The sequence below is a fragment of the Qingrenia yutianensis genome, assembly GCF_014385105.1.
Taxonomy (GTDB): domain Bacteria; phylum Bacillota; class Clostridia; order UMGS1810; family UMGS1810; genus Qingrenia; species Qingrenia yutianensis.
The window spans coordinates 1-639 of the sequence record NZ_JACRTE010000098.1; the positions used below are offsets into that span (position 1 = coordinate 1).

Genomic DNA, 639 nt, shown 5'->3' on the forward strand with positions numbered 1-639 from the left:
CTGTGAGAGACTCAACAGAAACCTTCCGATAGAAGGTGTAAACTATTATGATATCCGCCACGATGATGAATGCAGGGGTGATATGGCACAGCTTAAAGACAGAGTTATGGTTAATCATTGGGGAACTGTTATCAGCAAAGAAAGGTTTGAGCCGAGAGAAGTAGGAGACAAAATATCCACAACGGCAGAGGGCATTGATATGGACGAGAGTGATTATAATTACCTCGGCGAAACGCTTTCCGTCAGTGAATATCTTGAAAAATATGACGAACTCGTCAGAGAATACTGTGAGCCGAAAGAGGAAAATAATTTGGAAATGGGGATGTGATTTCTTTGAAAATTGAAAAAATCAGCATAGGTTTTGACGCATCGCCCTCGCCGGAATATATAATAGTTTTAGCCGTTATCTTGGCATACTTTTCCGCCTTTGCTTTATCGGAAAGCTCTCTTGTTTCACGGTATGCGTCCATATATTTATTCACCATAGAAAGCATATTGAATGTGTCGCTCTGCACCGGATTTCTCAAATCTATAACCGCAACATTATATCCGTATTGCTTACATACATTACCGTAGTTTCTTGCGAGGTCGCCTTTTGTATCGGTTGAAAGAAAGCTCATTCCGCTTGCACACGCATAT

1 protein-coding gene and 1 pseudogene are annotated in these 639 nt (G+C 41.0%); one reads left to right on the forward strand and one right to left on the reverse strand.

What is annotated here, in order from left to right:
• The coding region (locus tag H8706_RS12285; protein WP_316637267.1) for an LPD28 domain-containing protein at window positions 1–328 on the forward strand (328 nt) is incomplete at its 5' end.
• A 34-nt stretch (window positions 329–362) separates the two neighbouring features.
• On the opposite strand, the pseudogene H8706_RS12290 reads toward H8706_RS12285, so the two are convergent.
• Window positions 363–639, reverse strand: a pseudogene (locus tag H8706_RS12290) (type IV secretory system conjugative DNA transfer family protein); the annotation flags it as partial.